At 72.0% G+C, this 16,573-nt stretch carries 19 protein-coding genes and 1 pseudogene; 9 read left to right on the forward strand and 11 right to left on the reverse strand.

The window, feature by feature from the left end; all coding sequences use genetic code 11:
• Positions 1-13: 13 nt before the first annotated feature.
• Positions 14-1,507: a helix-turn-helix transcriptional regulator gene (locus tag ACZ5VC_RS16475; RefSeq protein ID WP_469120713.1), complete on the reverse strand. Its 1,494-nt coding sequence runs from the start codon at positions 1,505-1,507 to the stop codon at positions 14-16.
• A 224-nt stretch (positions 1,508-1,731) separates the two neighbouring features.
• Here ACZ5VC_RS16475 and ACZ5VC_RS16480 point away from each other — a divergent pair, with 224 nt between their 5' ends.
• Complete coding sequence (locus ACZ5VC_RS16480; protein ID WP_469120714.1) at positions 1,732-2,643, forward strand: NADP-dependent oxidoreductase; 912 nt, start codon at positions 1,732-1,734, stop codon at positions 2,641-2,643.
• Positions 2,644-2,797: 154 nt separating this feature from the next.
• Here the strand turns inward: ACZ5VC_RS16480 and ACZ5VC_RS16485 are convergent, their stop codons facing one another.
• The 6 genes and pseudogenes from ACZ5VC_RS16485 to ACZ5VC_RS16510 all read right to left on the reverse strand — a co-directional run bounded on the left by ACZ5VC_RS16485 (position 2,798) and on the right by ACZ5VC_RS16510 (position 9,347).
• Positions 2,798-3,355 (reverse strand): sugar O-acetyltransferase, encoded by a 558-nt coding sequence (locus ACZ5VC_RS16485; protein WP_469120715.1) that lies wholly within the window; start codon positions 3,353-3,355, stop codon positions 2,798-2,800.
• Positions 3,348-3,584, reverse strand: coding sequence for a hypothetical protein (locus ACZ5VC_RS16490; RefSeq protein WP_469120827.1), 237 nt, complete (start codon positions 3,582-3,584; stop codon positions 3,348-3,350). Before ACZ5VC_RS16490 ends, ACZ5VC_RS16485 begins: the two co-directional genes overlap by 8 nt.
• A gap of 100 nt (positions 3,585-3,684) precedes the next feature.
• Positions 3,685-3,851 (reverse strand): annotated as a pseudogene (locus tag ACZ5VC_RS16495) (ABC transporter ATP-binding protein); the annotation flags it as partial.
• A gap of 213 nt (positions 3,852-4,064) precedes the next feature.
• Positions 4,065-6,221, reverse strand: coding sequence for an FG-GAP repeat domain-containing protein (locus ACZ5VC_RS16500; RefSeq protein ID WP_469120716.1), 2,157 nt, complete (start codon positions 6,219-6,221; stop codon positions 4,065-4,067).
• Between the two features lie 113 nt (positions 6,222-6,334).
• Positions 6,335-8,485, reverse strand: a complete 2,151-nt coding sequence (locus ACZ5VC_RS16505) for an FG-GAP repeat domain-containing protein (RefSeq protein ID WP_469120717.1) — start codon at positions 8,483-8,485, stop codon at positions 6,335-6,337.
• A gap of 52 nt (positions 8,486-8,537) precedes the next feature.
• Positions 8,538-9,347, reverse strand: coding sequence for an NAD(P)H-binding protein (locus tag ACZ5VC_RS16510; RefSeq protein ID WP_469120718.1), 810 nt, complete (start codon positions 9,345-9,347; stop codon positions 8,538-8,540).
• A gap of 162 nt (positions 9,348-9,509) precedes the next feature.
• Here ACZ5VC_RS16510 and ACZ5VC_RS16515 point away from each other — a divergent pair, with 162 nt between their 5' ends.
• Together ACZ5VC_RS16515 and ACZ5VC_RS16520 are read left to right on the forward strand one after the other, a co-directional pair.
• Positions 9,510-9,908: a winged helix-turn-helix transcriptional regulator gene (locus ACZ5VC_RS16515; protein ID WP_469120719.1), complete on the forward strand. Its 399-nt coding sequence runs from the start codon at positions 9,510-9,512 to the stop codon at positions 9,906-9,908.
• The gene (locus ACZ5VC_RS16520) at positions 9,905-11,035 is read left to right on the forward strand and encodes a DUF2786 domain-containing protein (protein WP_469120720.1); all 1,131 of its coding nucleotides are present in this window, start codon (positions 9,905-9,907) and stop codon (positions 11,033-11,035) included. Before ACZ5VC_RS16515 ends, ACZ5VC_RS16520 begins: the two co-directional genes overlap by 4 nt.
• A gap of 345 nt (positions 11,036-11,380) precedes the next feature.
• Here the strand turns inward: ACZ5VC_RS16520 and ACZ5VC_RS16525 are convergent, their stop codons facing one another.
• The 3 genes from ACZ5VC_RS16525 to rpmB are packed head-to-tail and all read right to left on the reverse strand — an operon-like array spanning position 11,381 to position 12,453.
• Positions 11,381-11,863, reverse strand: coding sequence for a hypothetical protein (locus tag ACZ5VC_RS16525; RefSeq protein ID WP_469120721.1), 483 nt, complete (start codon positions 11,861-11,863; stop codon positions 11,381-11,383).
• Between the two features lie 48 nt (positions 11,864-11,911).
• Complete coding sequence (gene rpsN, locus ACZ5VC_RS16530; protein ID WP_469120722.1) at positions 11,912-12,217, reverse strand: 30S ribosomal protein S14; 306 nt, start codon at positions 12,215-12,217, stop codon at positions 11,912-11,914.
• A complete protein-coding gene (rpmB, locus tag ACZ5VC_RS16535) occupies positions 12,217-12,453 on the reverse strand; it encodes a 50S ribosomal protein L28 (RefSeq protein WP_469120723.1) in 237 nt (78 codons plus the stop codon). The genes rpsN and rpmB overlap by 1 nt, the downstream gene beginning before the upstream one ends.
• Positions 12,454-12,514: 61 nt before the next feature.
• Between rpmB and rpmG the strand changes: the two genes are divergently transcribed.
• The 5 genes from rpmG to ACZ5VC_RS16560 all read left to right on the forward strand — a co-directional run bounded on the left by rpmG (position 12,515) and on the right by ACZ5VC_RS16560 (position 14,738).
• Complete coding sequence (gene rpmG, locus ACZ5VC_RS16540) at positions 12,515-12,679, forward strand: 50S ribosomal protein L33 (RefSeq protein WP_469120724.1); 165 nt, start codon at positions 12,515-12,517, stop codon at positions 12,677-12,679.
• Positions 12,680-12,684: 5 nt separating this feature from the next.
• Positions 12,685-12,930, forward strand: coding sequence for a type B 50S ribosomal protein L31 (locus ACZ5VC_RS16545; RefSeq protein ID WP_469120725.1), 246 nt, complete (start codon positions 12,685-12,687; stop codon positions 12,928-12,930).
• Positions 12,927-14,063 (forward strand): CobW family GTP-binding protein, encoded by a 1,137-nt coding sequence (locus tag ACZ5VC_RS16550; protein WP_469120726.1) that lies wholly within the window; start codon positions 12,927-12,929, stop codon positions 14,061-14,063. Before ACZ5VC_RS16545 ends, ACZ5VC_RS16550 begins: the two co-directional genes overlap by 4 nt.
• A gap of 3 nt (positions 14,064-14,066) precedes the next feature.
• Complete coding sequence (rpsR, locus tag ACZ5VC_RS16555; protein WP_469120727.1) at positions 14,067-14,306, forward strand: 30S ribosomal protein S18; 240 nt, start codon at positions 14,067-14,069, stop codon at positions 14,304-14,306.
• Positions 14,307-14,498: 192 nt separating this feature from the next.
• Positions 14,499-14,738 carry a DUF397 domain-containing protein gene (locus ACZ5VC_RS16560; RefSeq protein WP_468711434.1) on the forward strand — a complete coding sequence of 80 codons (240 nt, stop codon included), beginning with the start codon at positions 14,499-14,501 and terminating at the stop codon, positions 14,736-14,738.
• 68 nt (positions 14,739-14,806) lie between these two features.
• Here ACZ5VC_RS16560 and ACZ5VC_RS16565 read toward each other — a convergent pair whose 3' ends face one another.
• On the reverse strand, positions 14,807-15,343 hold the full coding sequence (locus tag ACZ5VC_RS16565) for an ATP-binding protein (protein WP_469120728.1): 537 nt from the start codon (positions 15,341-15,343) through the stop codon (positions 14,807-14,809).
• 336 nt (positions 15,344-15,679) lie between these two features.
• On the opposite strand from ACZ5VC_RS16565, the gene ACZ5VC_RS16570 reads away from it, so the two are divergent.
• Complete coding sequence (locus ACZ5VC_RS16570) at positions 15,680-16,573, forward strand: helix-turn-helix domain-containing protein (RefSeq protein WP_469120729.1); 894 nt, start codon at positions 15,680-15,682, stop codon at positions 16,571-16,573.

Raw genomic sequence — 16,573 nt, forward strand, 5'->3', positions numbered from 1 at the left:
CCGAAGGACGGGCCTAGGCCGCCGCGTGGAACAGCGCCGCCGCTTCGCCCCGGGACGCGACACCCAGCTTCGTCAGGATCTTCGCCACATGGAACTTCACCGTCGACTCGCTGATGTGCAGCTCCTGCGCGATCACCCGGTTGCGGTGACCGAGCGCGAGGTGGGCCAGCACTTCCAGTTCCCGGGGCCCCAGTGAACCGAGCGGATCGATGGTGGTCGCGGCCGGCGCGTCGGGAGTGGTCAGGGGCACGACGGCGGTGACCGTCGTGCCCCAGCCCGGCACCGCGTCGATGTCGAGCCGGCCGCCCAGGACCGCCAGTCGGTCCGCGATCCGCGTCGGGCCGAGACCGCAGTAGCTCATCCCGCCCGGCCCGTCGTCCCGTACGGTCACCCGCAGCTCCTGCTCGGTGACCTGCCACCCCACATGGACGCGGCTCACCGGCTCCTGCTCCAGGACCGCGAGGACCAGCTCGCGGGCGATCACCCGCCCCGCGTGCACCACGTCCGCGGCGACCCTGCGGGTCGAGTCCGGCGCGCCCAGCTCCAGCCGTACGGGGCTGTGGCGCAGCAGCGGACGCAGCGAGTCCGCGAGCCGGGCGAAGGCCTCGTCCACCCGCTCCTCGGCGATGGTGCGGTCCCGTTCCACTTCCGCCCGCAGCTCGATCATCGCGGACACGGCGAGCTCGGTGGCGGTGGAGCGGGCGGCCGCGTCGTCCAGGCCGCGGCTGCGCAGGATGCCGAGGAGACCGGCCAGGGTGGCGGAGTACCGGGCACTCAGCTCGGCGGTGACCCGGGCGCGGGTGTCCGCCGCGGCCCGCGAGCGGGCCAGCGCCCCGGGGGCCGCCTCCGCCGCCAGCCGGTCGAAGTGGCTGGTCACCAGCGACCAGAGGATCTGGACGACGGCGAGGACGGAGTCGTCGACGGGGGTGGCGCCCTCGTCGCGTACGAGCACCAGGAGCGCGCCCCTCGGGGTCGCGTCGGTCGCGACCGCGACGACGGGCCGCTGGGCCCCGGCGATCGTCACCGTGCCCTGCCAGGGCTGTCCGGGGACGCCGGACAGGAACAGCGGCTCCAGGTCCGCCGTGCTGATGCGGGCCACGTACTCCTCGTCGCCGACGCTCTTGAACGGTGAGTGGGCGCAGTGGGTGGACAGTTCGGCGGCGGCGCGGTGCGGCACCAGGTCGGCGAGGGTCGCCGAGAGCCGGGGCAGGATCTGTCCCAGCGGCTGCCGGATGATGTCGTACCCGGCGGCGAGCGCGGTGACCGTCGCCTCCCCCGGAGCGAGCGTGGTGACCGGACCGGTCGCGGAGGCGGGCGAGGCCGCGGCAGCGCTCGGGGCCGAGGGGGCCGGGGCCGCCGCCAGGGCCGGCAGACGAGGTGCCTGGGGCGATGTCTGGGGGGGAGCCGGCGGGACCGAGGCGTGGGGAGTCTGCGCGCGGGACCCCGAAGACACGCGGGACGCGGGGGTGGCCGTGGGCAGGGTCGCGACGGTTCCGATCAGCTCCATGCGGCCAGCCTAACGAGGACCGCCCCTACCCCGACTGGTCTTTCGGCCAGGTCGTACTGGACCAAAGACTGACCGGTTCGCTGGTCGCTCCGCACGAGGCTTGAGCCGTCGACAAGGCCACGACAGGGCATCGAGAAGCCCTCAACAGGCACTCAATGGGCCCTCAGCAGGCCCTCAGAGGACCTGGACAAGTATCAACAAGCCGTCACAGCGGGGAGACCGACATGGAAGCGATCGTTTACGACGAGTTCGGCGGACCGGACGTACTGCGCCACGAGCAGGCCGAGAAGCCGCAGCCGGCAGCCGGTGAGGTCCGGGTCAAGGTGGTGGCCGTGGGCGTCAACCCGCTGGACTACAAGCGCCGCAACGGCTGGGTCGAGGAGTTCTACCCGTCGACCTTCCCCATGATCCCCGGCCTGGAGTTCGCCGGAACCGTGGACGCCGTCGGCGGGGGCGTCACCCATGTCGCCGTCGGGGACGAGGTCCTGGGCTGGACGCGGACCGGCGCCTACGCCGAGTACGCCATCGCCGGTGACATCGTCCGCAAGCCCGCGGGCCTGTCCTGGGAGCGGGCCGCGTCCCTTCCGGTGGCCGGCGAGACCGCCCAGCGCGTCCTCGACCTGCTGCGGGTGAAGGAGGGTGAGACGCTGCTGGTGCACGGCGCGGCGGGCGTGGTCGGCTCTGTCGCCGTGCAGCTCGCGGTGGCCGCGGGGATCACCGTCGTGGGCACGGCCTCGCTCCCGAACCACGACCACCTGCGCTCTCTGGGGGCGGTCCCGGTCGAGTACGGGGACGGGGTCGCCGAGCGGATCAGGGCCGCCGCGCCCCAGGGTGTGGACGCTGTGTTCGACACAGCCGGTCAGGGCGTCCTGCCGCTCTCCATCGAGCTGGCGGGCTCCGCCGAGCGCGTCGTCACCATCGCCGATCCCGACGCGGCCGCGCACGGAGTCGTCTTCTCCGGCGGCGCCACGGACCCGGCCGCGGTCGTCACGGGTCTGGCCGAACACGCCCGGCTGGCCGCGGAGGGCCGACTGGACGTCCGGATCGCGGAGGTCTTCGAACTGGCGGACGCGGCCAAGGCGCAGGAGTTGAGCGAGTCGGGCCACGCGCGCGGCAAGCTGATCATCAAGCCCTGACGCCCTGACGCCCTGATGCCTTGATGGCCCTGATGGGCTCGATGGTCCTGGCGGTCCTGACAGTTCTGACGGCCCTGACGCTCCTGGTCGCCTTGACGGTCCTGGGCGGAGGGTGGCGCCCCACGGGGGTGGGCGCCGCCTCCTCCCGCCCTGGCTAGTCCAAGGCCCGTACGACCCGCGCCGGGTTCCCCACCGCCAGTACACCTGCGGGCAGGTCCTTCGTGACCACGGCACCGGCGCCCACCACCGTGTTCGCGCCGATCGTCACTCCGGGACAGACGATCACCCCGCCGCCCAGCCAGACGTTGTCGCCGATCGTGATCGGCTCCGCCTTCTCCCAGCCCGCCCGGCGCCGCTCGGCGTCCAGCTCGTGGGTGGGGGTGAGGAGTTGGACGTTCGGCCCGATCTGTACATCGGATCCGATGGTGATCGGCGCGGCGTCCAGGAAGACGGCATTGAAGTTCACGAACGTACGGTCTCCGACGGTGATGTACCGGCCGTAGTCGCACCGGAACGGGGGCCGGATGCGCACGTCCTCGCCCACGGAGCCCAGCAACTCGGCCAGAATGCGGGACCGTTCGGCGGGAGGGGCTCCGTCGTCGGCGTTGTACGCGGCGCAGAGCGCGAAGCGCCGTTCGGTGTCCGCGTCCAGCTCGGGGTCGTCCGGCAGGTACCACTCGCCGGCCAGCATCCGACGCTTGTTCTCACCCATGCCCGTCCTCTCGTGACCTGTCAGCCGCCACGCCTGCAGTAGCGCCCGCCACCACCGCGATCAGCGCGCAGGCACCGTCCGCCGCGCCCACCATGGACCATGGCACCGCCGGAGTCACCGGCGCGGCCAGTGAGGCGAGGGCCGCGACCAGGCCCGCGAGGTTGACGGCCGCGACCGCGACGAAGGCGGTGACGCCTCCCGCGGTGCCGAGGAGCGCGTTCACGGTCATGAGCGCTTCGGCATCCCGCTCCGGTTCGAGGCCCGGCGCGGAGCTCGTGTGCGAGTTCGGTATCCACAGGCTGTGGACGGTCTGGCATGCGGGGCAGCCCGTCCCCGAACAGCACCGCCGGACGTGTGATCAGCGCCCGCGCGAGCGCCACGCGCGGCTGCCCGCCCGACATCTCCGCGGGCCGGTGTCCGTCCGCTCAGCGAGGCCCACCCGCTCCAGAGCCGCGCGCACCTGCCCACGGGACGGGCGTCGCCCGGCCCGCCGCAGCAGCGTCAGCCGCCGCTCACTGGTGCGGCGAACGTGCCTGATGCGTACGGCTGTTGAGGCCATGCCCCAAGCGAACCGGCTGCCGCGGCGCGGATCACGGCCGTGGAGAGGTGTCCCTGGGGTAGAACCTGCCCTCTCCCAGGGACACTCAGGACTCTCCCCCAGGGCTCCTCAGGGCCCCTCCCCAAGGCCGCCTCCGAGGCTCCGTACGTGTCAGCGGATGCTGCCGAAGGCCTTCCAGCCGGTGCCTATCCTGGTTCCGGAACCGACCCCGCCGGTGCCGTTTCCGGCGTACCGGTAGAGATCGCCGCTGGTGTGACGGCCGACGATGTCGTCCTTGCCGTCCCCGGTGAGGTCACCGATCCCCACGATGTCGGTGAAGCTGCCCCATCCGGTGCCGATCCTGGTGCCGGAGCCGATGGTGCCCTTGCCGGTGCCGTAGTACGCCAGCAGGTTCCCGGAGGCGTCCTTCGTCACCAGGTCGCCGTGGCGGTCTCCGTTGAGATCGCCGGCGCCGACGACTGTCACCGCCGTCCACCCGGACGCGATCTTCCCGACATGGCTGAGGCCACCGTCGATCGTGCCCGCGTACAGGAAGAGATCACCGGTGCTCGTCTGCCGGGCGGCCAGGTCCGGGAGGCCGTCACCGGTGAGGTCGCCGGAAGAGGCGAAGGAATCGAATCCGTTCCAGCCGGTGGCGATCCTCGCGGCCGGGGTCTGCGGCGTGACGGGTTCACCGCACCGGGGGGTGTACCGGTGCAGCTCCCCGGCCGCGTTGCGCACCAGGGTGTCGTTGCAGCCGTCGCCGTCCAGATCTCCGAAGGGCACCAGTGTGGAGGTCGTGGGCCATGTGCCGCCCTCGACCTTCGCGGACACGACCTGGCTCGCGTTGCCCTTGTAGAGGAGCAGCGCGCCGGAAGGGCTCTGCGCGAAGAGGTCGGGGAAGCCGTCGGCGCCCACGTGGTCGCGGCGCTCGGCCGGCGGCTTCGGGGTCCCGGGTGCGGTCAGCCCAGTTCCCGCCGCCCACAGCTGCCCGCGCTGGTTCCACACGGCGGAGACGTTCCCGTCGGAGGCGACGGCGACATGGCCCCCGGCGTAGTGGGAGGCGGCCACGCTGAGGGTCTTCGGCGCGGACCAGGTGCCGGCAGACATCGAGGCGGTGACGAACACCTCGCCCGTGAGACCCGGCGCGTTCTGCGCCCAGCCCAGCCTTACGGTCCCGTCGGTGCCGATGGCGGCGTCGAACTCCTCCCGGGCGGCGTCCGTCGACAGCGCCTTCGGCGCGGACCACGCGCCGGTGGTCTCGGAGCGGGTCGAGGTGTGGATGGCGTACGGCCCCGAGCCGCCCGCGTCCGACCAGACCAGCGTGACGTCGCCGTTCGGGCCGATCAGGGGGGAGGAGGTCCGGAAGTCGCGCGTGCGGGTCGCGACGGCCTCGGCGAGCACCCAGTCCCGGTCGGCCGCCTTGCGCCGCGCCGAGATCAGCACCCTCTCGGAGGCGGACGCCCCGGACTGCTGCCAGGTGACGACGAAGGTGCCGTCACCGGTCACGCCCAGCGTGGCGGAGTGCCCGCTCCGCGCCGGATCGCCGATCGTCCTCGGGGCGCTCCACGGGCCGCTTCCGGTCTTGTCGGCGGTCTTCACGAACCGTCCGGCCGCGCCGGATTCGCTCCATGTCACCGTGGCCGCGCCGTCACGGGCCACCACGGCCCGGGGTTCGGAGGCGCCCCCGGTCTCGCTGAACGCGACCCGGACCGGCTGCGACCAGCTCGCGTCGGCGTGGGCACGCTCGGCGGCGAGGATTTCGTACCCGGTGCCGTTCCTGGAGTTCCCGTGCCACACCGCCACGGCACGGCCGTTGGCGGTCACCGACAGGCTCAGGTCCTGGATCGGGGTCGTCGTACCGACGGTCGCGGCGGGTGCCCACGCGGTGGCGCCGGGCTTCAGCACCGTGGTGCGGATCTCGCGGAGCACGGAGGTCGCGTCGGGCCGCTCGACCCACATCGCCGTGACCGAGCCGTCGTCCGCGGCGGCCAGTCGGGCGACGTGGAATTCGGGTACCGCGATATGGCCCAGCAGCTGCGAAGGGCCCCACTTGGTGCTCTTGGCGGGCCGCACGGCGGCCCAGACCTCCTCTTCCGAGGAGGGGACGGCGAGCGTCCGGTACCACAGCGCGACCGTGTCCCCGTTGGCCATGGTCGCCACATCGGCGAGCCGGCTGTACTTCTCGGTGCCGGTCAGGGCCGTCGGTGTGCTCCACGACCCGGCGTCCGCGGCCGCGGCGACCGAGGCCGTGGCCAGTACCGTCGCGGCCGCGGTACCCACGCCGAAGCCCCCCAGGGCCAGCGCGGGTACCAGCGCGGCTGTCACCAACCCACTGTTGCGAAACACGAGTTCCCCCCTGTGCACGTGCTCACGGGCACATGCCTACGTACACGTGTGCGCCAACGTAACAGTGGCCTGTGACAGCCGGGCGAGCGGCGTCAGCCGATGCTGGTGAACGCCTTCCAGCCGGTGCCGATCTTCACGCCCGAGCCGATGCCGCCGGTGCCGTTGCCCGCGTAGCGGTACAGGTCACCGCCGGTCGTGCGGCCGAGGATGTCGTCCTTGCGGTCGCCCGTGAGGTCACCGACGCCGACGAAGTTGACCATGCCGCCCCAGCCACTGCCGATCTTGGCGCCGGAGCCGATGGCGCCGGTTCCCGTGCCGTAGTACCGGTAGAGGTCGCCGCCGGTCGTCCGCGCGAGGAGGTCGCCCACCTTGTCGCCGTTGAGGTCACCGGCGCCCACGATGGTCAGGGACTTCCAGCTGGTGCCGACCCTTCCCGTACGCGTGAGGGTCCCGGACTTCGTGCCGGCGAACATGTACAGGTCGCCCGTGGAGATCTGGCGGGCGATCAGGTCGGGAAGGCCGTCACGGTTGAAGTCCCCGGAGTAGGAGAAGCCGTCGAAGGCGTTCCAGCCGGTGCTGAGCTTCAGCGCGGGGGACTGGGGGGTGACGGCCTCGCCGCACCTGGGGCTGTACCGGTGCATCTCGCCCGCGCTGTTGCGCACGAGCGTGTCGTTGCAGCCGTCGGCGTTCAGGTCCCCGAAGGGGATGAGGACCGAGGTGGTGGGCCAGGTGCCGCCGCTGACCTGCGCGGAGAAGGTCTGGGAGGCGTTGCCCTTGTAGACGGACAGGCCACCGGTCGACGTCCGCGCGTACAGGTCGGGGAACCCGTCGGCGCCGACGTAGTCCCGGCGCTTGGCCGGAGTCGGCGTGGGCGGGGTCGTCGTCAGGCCGGTGCCGGCCGTCCACAGCTGGTCGTCCTGCGCCCAGACGGCGGTGGCGTTGCCGTCGGGGGCGACGGCGACCGCGCCCTCGGCGTAGCCGGAGGGGGCCTTGCTGAGCTTGGTGGGAGCCGTCCATGTGCCGTTGATCCGCGCGGCGGTGGAGAAGACCCGGGGGCTGTTCTCCTCCGTCGTGGCGTCCTGGGCCCAGCCCACCTGGACCGTCCCGTCGGCGCCGATGGCGGCGTCGAACTGCTCGGGGACGTAACCGGTGGAGAGGGTCTTGACCGGTGACCAGCCACCCGTGGCGGAGCGCGTGGAGGTGCGCACGCCCACACCGCCGGCCTCGCGGTAGTCGACCCAGGCGAGCGTGATCTCACCGTTCGGCGCGATCAGCGGCGCGCGGAGCTGGGCCATGTCGGAGGACTGGATCCTCTCGGGCGCCCCCCACGCCGTGCTTCCCGCGGGACGGACGACGGACACCACGTCGATGTCCGTGGTCTCGCCCTCCTTGATGGCGACCCAGGCCACGGAGGTGGTGCCGTCGGCGGCCAGGGACAGCAGCGGGGCGCCGCCGTCATTGGTGGCGGAGAGGTCCTTCGCCGCGGTCCATGCCGTGGCACCGGCTGCCTTGTGGACGGTCTTCACCGTCTGGCCGGCCTCGACCGAATGGTTCCAGACGACCGTGACCGCCCCGTCGGGCGCGACCGCGGCCTGGGGCCACCATCCGTCGCCGGCGACCAGCACGGCCGGCGCCGACCAGGTTCCGCCGGGACCCGTGCGCTCGGAGACGTACAGGGTGCCGTCCCGACCGCCGTTGCCCCGCCAGACCGCCACGCTCTTGCCGGACGGGCTTCCCGCGTAGGCGATTTCGCCGATGCTCGTGCTCGTCGCGATGTCGTCGGCGGCGGACCACGTGGTCGAGCCCTTGGGCAGCGTCGACGTGCGCAGGGCCATGCCGGACTCGAGTTCGTTCACCCAGGTGACGGTGACCGAGCCGTCCGCCGCGGGCACCACCTCGATGCCCCGCCGCCCCTCCGGCAGCAGGCTCAGCCGGTGCGCAGTGCCCCACACGGCGCTTCCCGCCGGGCGGACGGCGGTCCACAGCTCGGAGTCGGCCGTCTCCTGGAACGCGCGCTCCCAGACGGCCACCGTCCTGCCGTCCGTGGTCGTCCGTACGTCGACGACGGTGACGAAGTCCCCGAGGCCGGTCAGTGCGGTCGGCGCACTCCACGGCCCGGTCTGCGCCGCCGCTGCCACCGTCGCCGTCGCCAGGACGGTGGTGGCGGCGATGCCCAGACCGACGACCCCCAGGGTCAGCGTGGGCACCAGTGCGGCGGTGATGAATCTGCTGCTCTTACGCAACGCGGGTCCTCCCCCTCGTACATCCGTGCGTGAGATTAGCGGACCCCGGGACTCATCCTCGGGCCGCCTTCGCGTACACCTCCAGCGCCGACAGCGGCTCCCGGCCCAGCAGTGTCCGCAGGTCGTTCGCGATGTCCGCGCCGTCCAGGAAGCCATGGGCGATCGCCGAGTACGTGCCGGTCAGCATCGGGACCTGGAAGCCCTCCGCGCCCGACGCGGCGATCGAGGCGCGGGCCTCCGCCAGGGTCGAGGGCTCGTAGGTGGCCGAGAGCGCGGCCGCCAGGTCCGTGCCGCCCAGGGGGACTTCACCGACCAGTTCGTAGACCCTGCCCCCGTGCGGCGCCGGGTCCGTCGCCACCCGGACCGCGATCTCGGCGAGGTCCTCCCGCGCGACGGCCGCCAGGCGCCCGTCGCCCAGGGGCGCGGTGATCCGACCGTCCGCGTCCGGGGTGGCGAGCCACACCAGCATCTCGGCGTACAGGCCGTTGCGCAGGATCGTCCACGGCACGGAGGACCGCCGCAGCCGGCGCTCGGTCCAGCGGTGCGGCAGGGCGTAAGCGAGGTGGTCGCCGTCGCCCGAGAGCGAGGTGTAGACGATGTGGCCCACGCCCGCCTTCTCGGCGGCGGAGATGGCCGCCTCGTGGCGGGCGACGACCGTGTCGTCCTCTCCGTACCCCGCCGAGATCAGCAGCAGCGTGTCGACGCCGGTCAGCGCGTCGGGCAGGGACGCCGGGTCGTCGAAGTCGACGCGGCGGGCGCCCGGGACGTCGCCGCGGGTGCCGAGGACGACGTCGTCGCGCCCGGCGACGCGCTCCGCGATCAGCTTGCCGAGCCCGCCCGAGACACCGGTGATGAGCAGCATGGAAGGGTCCCCCTGAGTGTGCGGTCCGGGTCTTCGGGCCCGGTCCGGCCGCGCTGTGCACGTGAGCCGGCCGTGCTCGAGGGCCGGTCCGTGTTCGTGGTTCTGTTCGATGGCTGGGACCATCTTGTGGGGCGGCGCGTGATCGCAAAAGGAGGCACTTCGATGTCAGTGGGGCACACCGGGGTAACCACCCCGACCACCGATCCCTTGGTCAGCTGCGCCGAGGAGTGCGGCGTACGGGACGTTCAGGACCGGCTCGGCGACAAGTGGACCGTGCACGTCGTCGTCGAGCTCGCCGCCGGGGTCAAGCGGTTCAAGGAGCTGCAGCGGCTCGTGACGGGCATCTCCCAGCGGATGCTCACCCTCACCCTGCGTCGGCTGGAGCGCGACGGTCTCGTCACCCGGACCGTCCACCCCACCATCCCGCCCCAGGTCGAGTACGAGCTGACCGGGACCGGCCACAGCATGACCCACCTGATCAAGGCGCTGATCGACTGGTCGCTCGACCATCGCGCCGTGATCGCCGAATCCCGCCGGGAATGGGACGAGAAGCAGACGTGAGCAGCAGCACCACCGAACAGGCCCTGGCAGCGGCGCTGTACATCGACGGCGACGCCGCCCTCGACACCGGCGCGTCGCTGCTCGCCGCCGACCCCGGCGCCGACGCCGAACTCGCGCGGCGCGGCGAGGAGTTCGTACGCCGCGCCTGGCAGCGGGGCTGGCAGCCCGCCGACGTCGTACGGATCGTCCGCCGCGACCTCGACGAGCGTCATGTGCGTCTCGCCGCCGGCCTGATCGAGTCCGAGACCCGGCGGTACGAGCAGCTGCCGCCCCGCTGGGACGCCCAGTTGGCCGAACTCGCCGAGCTCACCGCGGAGCCCTGGCGCGCCGACCGCTTCTCGTATGCCTCGGCCGTTCTGGAGCTGTACCGCCTTCTCGCCCGGCTCCCCGCGATCGAGCCCGTCGGGCCGGCCCCCGGGGCGTCGCTCCACGCGCCGCCGGCCCCCGGCGAGCCGCGGATGCTGAGCCGCATCCGGGCACTGCTGGCCAAGGCGGAGGCGACCGGCTACCCGGAGGAGGCCGAGGCGCTCACGGCCAAGGCCCAGGAATTGATGGCCCGCCACAGCCTCGACGAGGCGGCGCTCGCCCACCGGACGCACGCCCACGACGTACCCGGCGCCTGCCGGATCGGCATCGACGCGCCGTACGAGACGGCCAAGGCGATCCTGTTGGACGCGATCGCCGAGGCGAACCGCTGCCGGGCCGTGTGGAACAGCGCCCTCGGCTTCTCCACGGTCGTCGGCTTCGAGGCCGACCTGGAGGCGGTCGAGCTGCTCCATACGTCCCTGCTGGTCCAGGGGACCGCCGCGATGACGAAGGCGGAGGCGGGGCAGCGGGCCAGCGGCCGTAAGCGGACGAAGACCTTCCGGCAGTCCTTCCTGATGGCGTACGCGACCCGGATCGGCGACCGCCTCGCAGCCGCGGCGGGCGCCGTCGTCGCCTCCGACGACCTGCTGCCGGTTCTCGCGGCGAGGGACGTCGCCGTGGTGGACCGGGCCCAGGAGATGTTCCCGGAGACGGTCGCGACGCGGGTGCGGGGGGCGACGGACCTGGCGGGGTGGGAGGACGGCAGAGCGGCGGCGGACAGCGCGCGGATGCCGGGGCGGCACCGGCCGATCGGGTCGTAAGGCGGAGGGGCATCGGCGGCCGGCGGGACCGGTCACTCCTGGCTCGTGTCGGACCCCGGGGGCGACCTGCGCCACGAGATCCGCGAGGCGCTCACCCGGTGGCGGGGGCGGGCAGGCGGAGGGCGCGCCCCATCCCGTGTTCCGCAAGGCCGCGGGGCTCCTCCTGGAGGCGCTGGACGACCTCTCGGCCGCTCTGGACGAGGAAGGGCCGCGGCCCTTTGAGGGACCGCGGCCCATGACCGGTGACCGGGCTCGTCGCCCCGGGTCCTGGGTCGTGTCCGCAAAGTCTCGCCCGGCCCGCAGGCCCCGCGCTCCGGGCGGACGGCGATGCTTTGCGGACACTCCCTAGGAGTGGGGCAGCCCCGTCGGCAGCTTGCCCGGCTCGCTCTTCTGGAAGGTGTCGGTCCCGACGCCGTCCCACGCGACCTTCAGGCTCGTGGCGTCGACGGACTCCACGCGACCGGAGGTGCGCTCACCGCCGTCCGGGCAGGACAGCGTGAGCGTGCCGTTCTCCGCGCTGCCCTGGCAGCTCTTGCCCGTACTGGTCTCCACCAGGATCGCCATCTTGTTCTTGACGCTGAGGACGACACCCTTGCCCGGAGTCTTCATCGAGATCCAGCCGCCTTCCAGGCTGCCGTCCTTGACGTCCGCTCCGGTGTCCTTGTCGGTGCCGCCGGTGGAACCACCCTGGCCGCCACCGCTCTCGGCGCCGGCGCTGCCGGCCCGGTCCTTCTTTCCACCGTCGTCACCGCCGCTGGAGCAGCCGGTGACGACGAGAGCGGCCGCGACGCCGGCGGCGGCGACACAGATACGTACGCGCTTGAGCACGGAAAGTCCCCCTGTGGAAACAACGGTTGATCGACAGACCGCGTCAAGCTACCAGGAGGATTTGCGTACGCCCGGCAGGAAGCCGGCGTGTGCCTGCTGCCTCGTCCGGACCCTCGACAGTCCGAACTTCCGCAGGAATCCCCGGGGTCGGCCGTCCACGCCGTCCCTGTTGCGGACCCGCGTCGCGCTCGCGTCACGCGGCTGACGACGCAACTCACCTTGCGCGGCCAGCCGTTCGGCCTCCGTCGAGGAGGGCCGACGGATGATCTCCTTCAGCTCGGCCCGCCGCGCGGCGTAGCGCTCGACGACCTCGCGGCGCCGCTCGTTGCGAGCGATCTTGCTCTTCTTCGCCATCAGACCTTCACTCCTCGTGCGCGGATCCGGGCCACGGCGGCCTCGATCCCGATCGTGTCGACGGTCTTGACCGCCTTGGTGCTGAGCGTGAGGCGGACGTACCGGCCCTCGCTCGGCAGCCAGTAGCGCTTGCGCTGGATGTTCGGGTCGAAGCGGCGCGGCGTGCGCCGGTGCGAATGGGAGACGCGGTTGCCGAAGCCCGGCTGGGCGCCGGTCAGCTGACAGTGGGCGGACAAGGTGACCTACCTCTCGCTCTCGTTATTGGCAATGGAAACCATTTCCATTTATTCTAGCCCCATGGCCCGCAACGAGCTCCGCCCGATCCTCAGGCTCCGGTCCACCGCCGGCACCGGATTCACCTACGTCACCCGCAAGAACCGCCGCAACGACCCCGACCGCATGACCCTGCGCAAGTACGACCCGGTCGCCCGTCGGCACGTCGACTTCCGAGAGGAGCGCTGATCACCATGCAGCCCGGCATCCATCCCGCGTACGGCCCGGTCGTCTTCCGCGACAGGGCCGCGGACTTCGCCTTCCTCACCCGCTCCACCGCCACCAGCGACAAGACGGTCGCGTGGGAGGACGGACGGACCTACCCCGTCATCGACGTCGAGATCTCCTCGGCGAGCCACCCCTTCTACACCGGCACCGCGCGCGTGCTGGACACGGCCGGCCGGGTGGAACGGTTCGAGCGGCGGTACGGCACGCGATGAACATCGCCCTCGTCGGCGGGCTCCACTCGGACGCCCGCCGAGCCGCCGTCGACCGGCTGCTCGCCACCGTCCCCGGCAGCGTCGTGCTCCACCACGACCTGTCGACGGCCGTGCGGGGCACCGTCGTCCGGACCGTCCGGGACGCGACCGGTGCGCTCTCGACCGGCGAGGCGCCCCTCGTCAACGACTGCGCCTGCTGCGCGCTGCGCGAGGATCTCGTCCCGGAGCTGGAGCGGCTCGCGGACGGCGGTCCGACGCGTCTCGCGGTCGTCGAGCTGTGGGACTCCGTCGAGCCCAGGGCGATGGCCGAAGTCGTGGCGTCCGCCGGACTCCGCGTCACCGCCGTCATCACCGCGGTCGACCCGGCGCTGCTTCTGCCCTACCTCGGCAACGGCGACGACCTCATGGACGCGGGACTCGCCGCCGCCCCCGGCGATCAGCGTACGGTCGCCGACACCTGGGCGCGGCAACTCGAGTACGCCCCCGTCCTCGCCGTGCTCGACCACGACGAGGCGGACGACGAGGACCGCGCGCTGCTCGCGCAGTTGCACCCCACCGCCCGCCAGGTGCGCATCGACGCCGAGGGAGCCGGCGGCGGGGATCTGGCCGCCGCCGCACAGGCCGGCTTCGACGTCGAGGCGGCCGCCGCCGCCCAGCATCCCGCCTGCGCGCTGCTCCCGCAGGAGGCCGACGCGAGCGGGGTCGGCACGTTCGTGTGGCACCGCCGCCGGCCCTTCCATCCCGAGCGGCTGTACGCGGCGCTCGAGGACCTGACCTGCGCCGCGGTTCGCAGCCGCGGCCGGTTCTGGCTCGCCGACCGGCCCGACACGCTGCTGGCGTGGGAAGCGGCGGGGGGCGCGCTCTGTGTGGAGAGCGCGGGGCCCTGGCTCGCCTCCCTGCCGGACGCCGCCTGGGAGATGGTCCCGCCGGTGCGCCGGGCCGCGGCCGCCCTGGACTGGCAACCCGAGCACGGGGACCGCTGCCAGCACCTGGTCTTCACCTCGCCCGGCCTCGACCGCGAGGGGCTGGCCGACTTGCTCGACTCCTGCCTGCTCACCGACGCGGAATACGCAGCCGGGCGCGCCGCCTGGAAGCTGCTGCCGCCCGCCTTCGACACCCTCCTGGAGGTCTGACCCATGCCCAAGCCCCCGCGGCGGCCCGCGCCCAGGACCCGGCCCAACCCGCTGGACCGGGACGAGGTCACGTACATCGATTACAAGGACACCGACCTGCTGCGGAAGTTCATCTCGGATCGCGGCAAGGTCCGCAGCCGCCGGGTGACCCGGGTGAGCGCCCGGCAGCAGCGTCAGCTCGCGCGTGCCGTCAAGAACGCGCGGGAAATGGCCCTGCTTCCGTACGTGTCGGTAACCCGCTAGCCCGCGAGGGATCCGGAAGGACGCTCCCTGCGTCTCTTTCCTGGGAACGGCCCGCCCCCGAGAGGCGTTTCCCAGTAGGTGTGGTCATCGCGGCACCTCGCGTGCACGTGCATCTGCACATGCATTGGCATATGAACACAGCTATGATCCGGGAAAGTTGACACCTGCACCAAGCATCTCGGGGAGCTTCCTGTGCACCACGCGTACAACGGCATGGCGGCCACGGAACTTCATGGGGTCGTCTGGCAGAAGAGCAGGCACAGCAACTCACAGGGCTCGTGCGTGGAGTTCGCCAAACTGCCCGGCGGGGACGTGGCGGTGCGCAACTCACGGCACCCGGACGGCCCCGCCCTTGTCTACACGCCGGCGGAGATAGAGGCGCTGTTGCTGGGTGTGAAGGACGGGGAGTTCGACCACCTGATAGGCGGCTGACACCGGTCAGCCGCCTCACGGGTCCAACGCGTCACCGCCGCACCGTCCACCGCGCCACGCGCCTGCGGCTACGCCTGCCCCGTCGCACTCGGCTCGGAGCCCAGCCGGAACAGCGCCCAGACCACCTTGCCGTGCAGCGTCCCGGCGAGCGGGTGCCAGCCCCAGCTGTCGCTGAAGGAATCGACCAGGAACAGCCCCCGGCCGGACTCGGCGGCGAAGTCCTCCTCGGACTCCCGCGTCTGCGGCCCGAAGTGGCTGGGGTCGCGCACCGCGCACACCAGCCGTGTCGTCCAGCGCATCAGGTGCAGCCGTACGGGAGACTCCTGCGCGCTTCCCCGGCCGGCTGACCCGTGGGCACTCTCCTCGGCCGGTACGGCGTGCCGCAGGGCGTTCGTCACGAGCTCGGAGACGACGAGGGCGACATCGTCGAAACGGTCGTCGAGACCCCACTGGCAGAGTGTCGATCTCGTGAACTTCCGTGCGCCGCCGACGGCTTCGAAGCGGGCGGGCAGGGCGCAGGAGGCGGAGGTGGAGACGGCCGCGGGATCGATCGGCGGAAGGCCCTGCCGTAACGGCTCGAGCATGGTCGATCCATTCGTCCCCATGCGAGGCACTCCCGGGAATCGCGGCTGTGACGCTACAACACGAACGAGCACGCAGGTGCGCGAGGACCATGGTTCCGAATGCGCCGGGCGGATGCAAGGGCAGATGCACGTGCACGCGCCGGATCCGTCCCCGCCCGTGCCGTTTGTTGCTCATATCTTCCCTGGACTACTTTCAGGGGGTTGCCGGGCGCTTCCTCTTTCCGTAACCGAATGAGTACGGGCTGAAGCGTTTTGGTGGCAGAATCCGGGGCTCGGAGTTCGGGGGTGCTCCGTCACACCGACGTGAGACAGGCGTGCAGACGTGAACACACCGACGCGAAGGGGAGGGCCGGAGTCGTGACCGCAGGTGAATCCTGGGGATACCCCCGGGGCGAGGGGCCAGGAGGAGGGTCTGTGGTGCGGCGGATCCTTCTGGGGTCCCAGCTGAGGCGGCTGCGGGAATCGCGCGGCATCACGCGCGAGGCGGCCGGCTACTCGATCCGCGCATCCGAATCCAAGATCAGCCGTATGGAGTTGGGAAGGGTGAGCTTCAAGGCCAGGGATGTCGAGGACCTTCTCACGCTGTACGGCGTGGGCGACGAGACGGAGCGCGCCTCGCTGCTGGGTCTCGCCCGCGAGGCCAATGTGGCCGGATGGTGGCACAGCTTCGGCGATGTGCTCCCCGGCTGGTTCCAGACGTACGTCGGCCTCGAAGGCGCCGCCTCGCTCATCCGGATCTACGAAGTCCAGTTCGTCCACGGCCTGTTGCAGACCGAGGCGTACGCCCACGCCGTCGTGGCCCGGGGCATCCCCGACGCCCCGCGCGCCGAGATCGAGCGCCGGGTCGCGCTGCGCCTGGAGCGCCAGAAGGTACTGGTCTCCGAGCGCGCCCCGCGCTTCCACGCCGTGCTCGACGAGGCGGCGCTGCGCCGTCCGTACGGCGACCGGGCCGTGATGCAGGGCCAGTTGAGGCATCTGATCGAGATCTCGGAGCATCCCAACGTCACGCTCCAGGTCATGCCGTTCAGCTTCGGCGGCCACGCGGGCGAGAGCGGCGCGTTCACGATGCTGCGCTTCCCCGAGTCCGACCTCTCCGACATCGTCTATCTGGAGCAGCTCACCAGCGCCCTCTATCTCGACAAGCGCGAGGAGGTCGCCCAGTACGAGCGGGTCATGGAGCGGCTCCAGGAGGACAGTCCCGATCCGGCCGAAAGCCGGGATCTTCTGAGGGGTCTCCTCCAACTCTCCTGA

Source organism: Streptomyces sp. NPDC033174 (genome assembly GCF_055577795.1).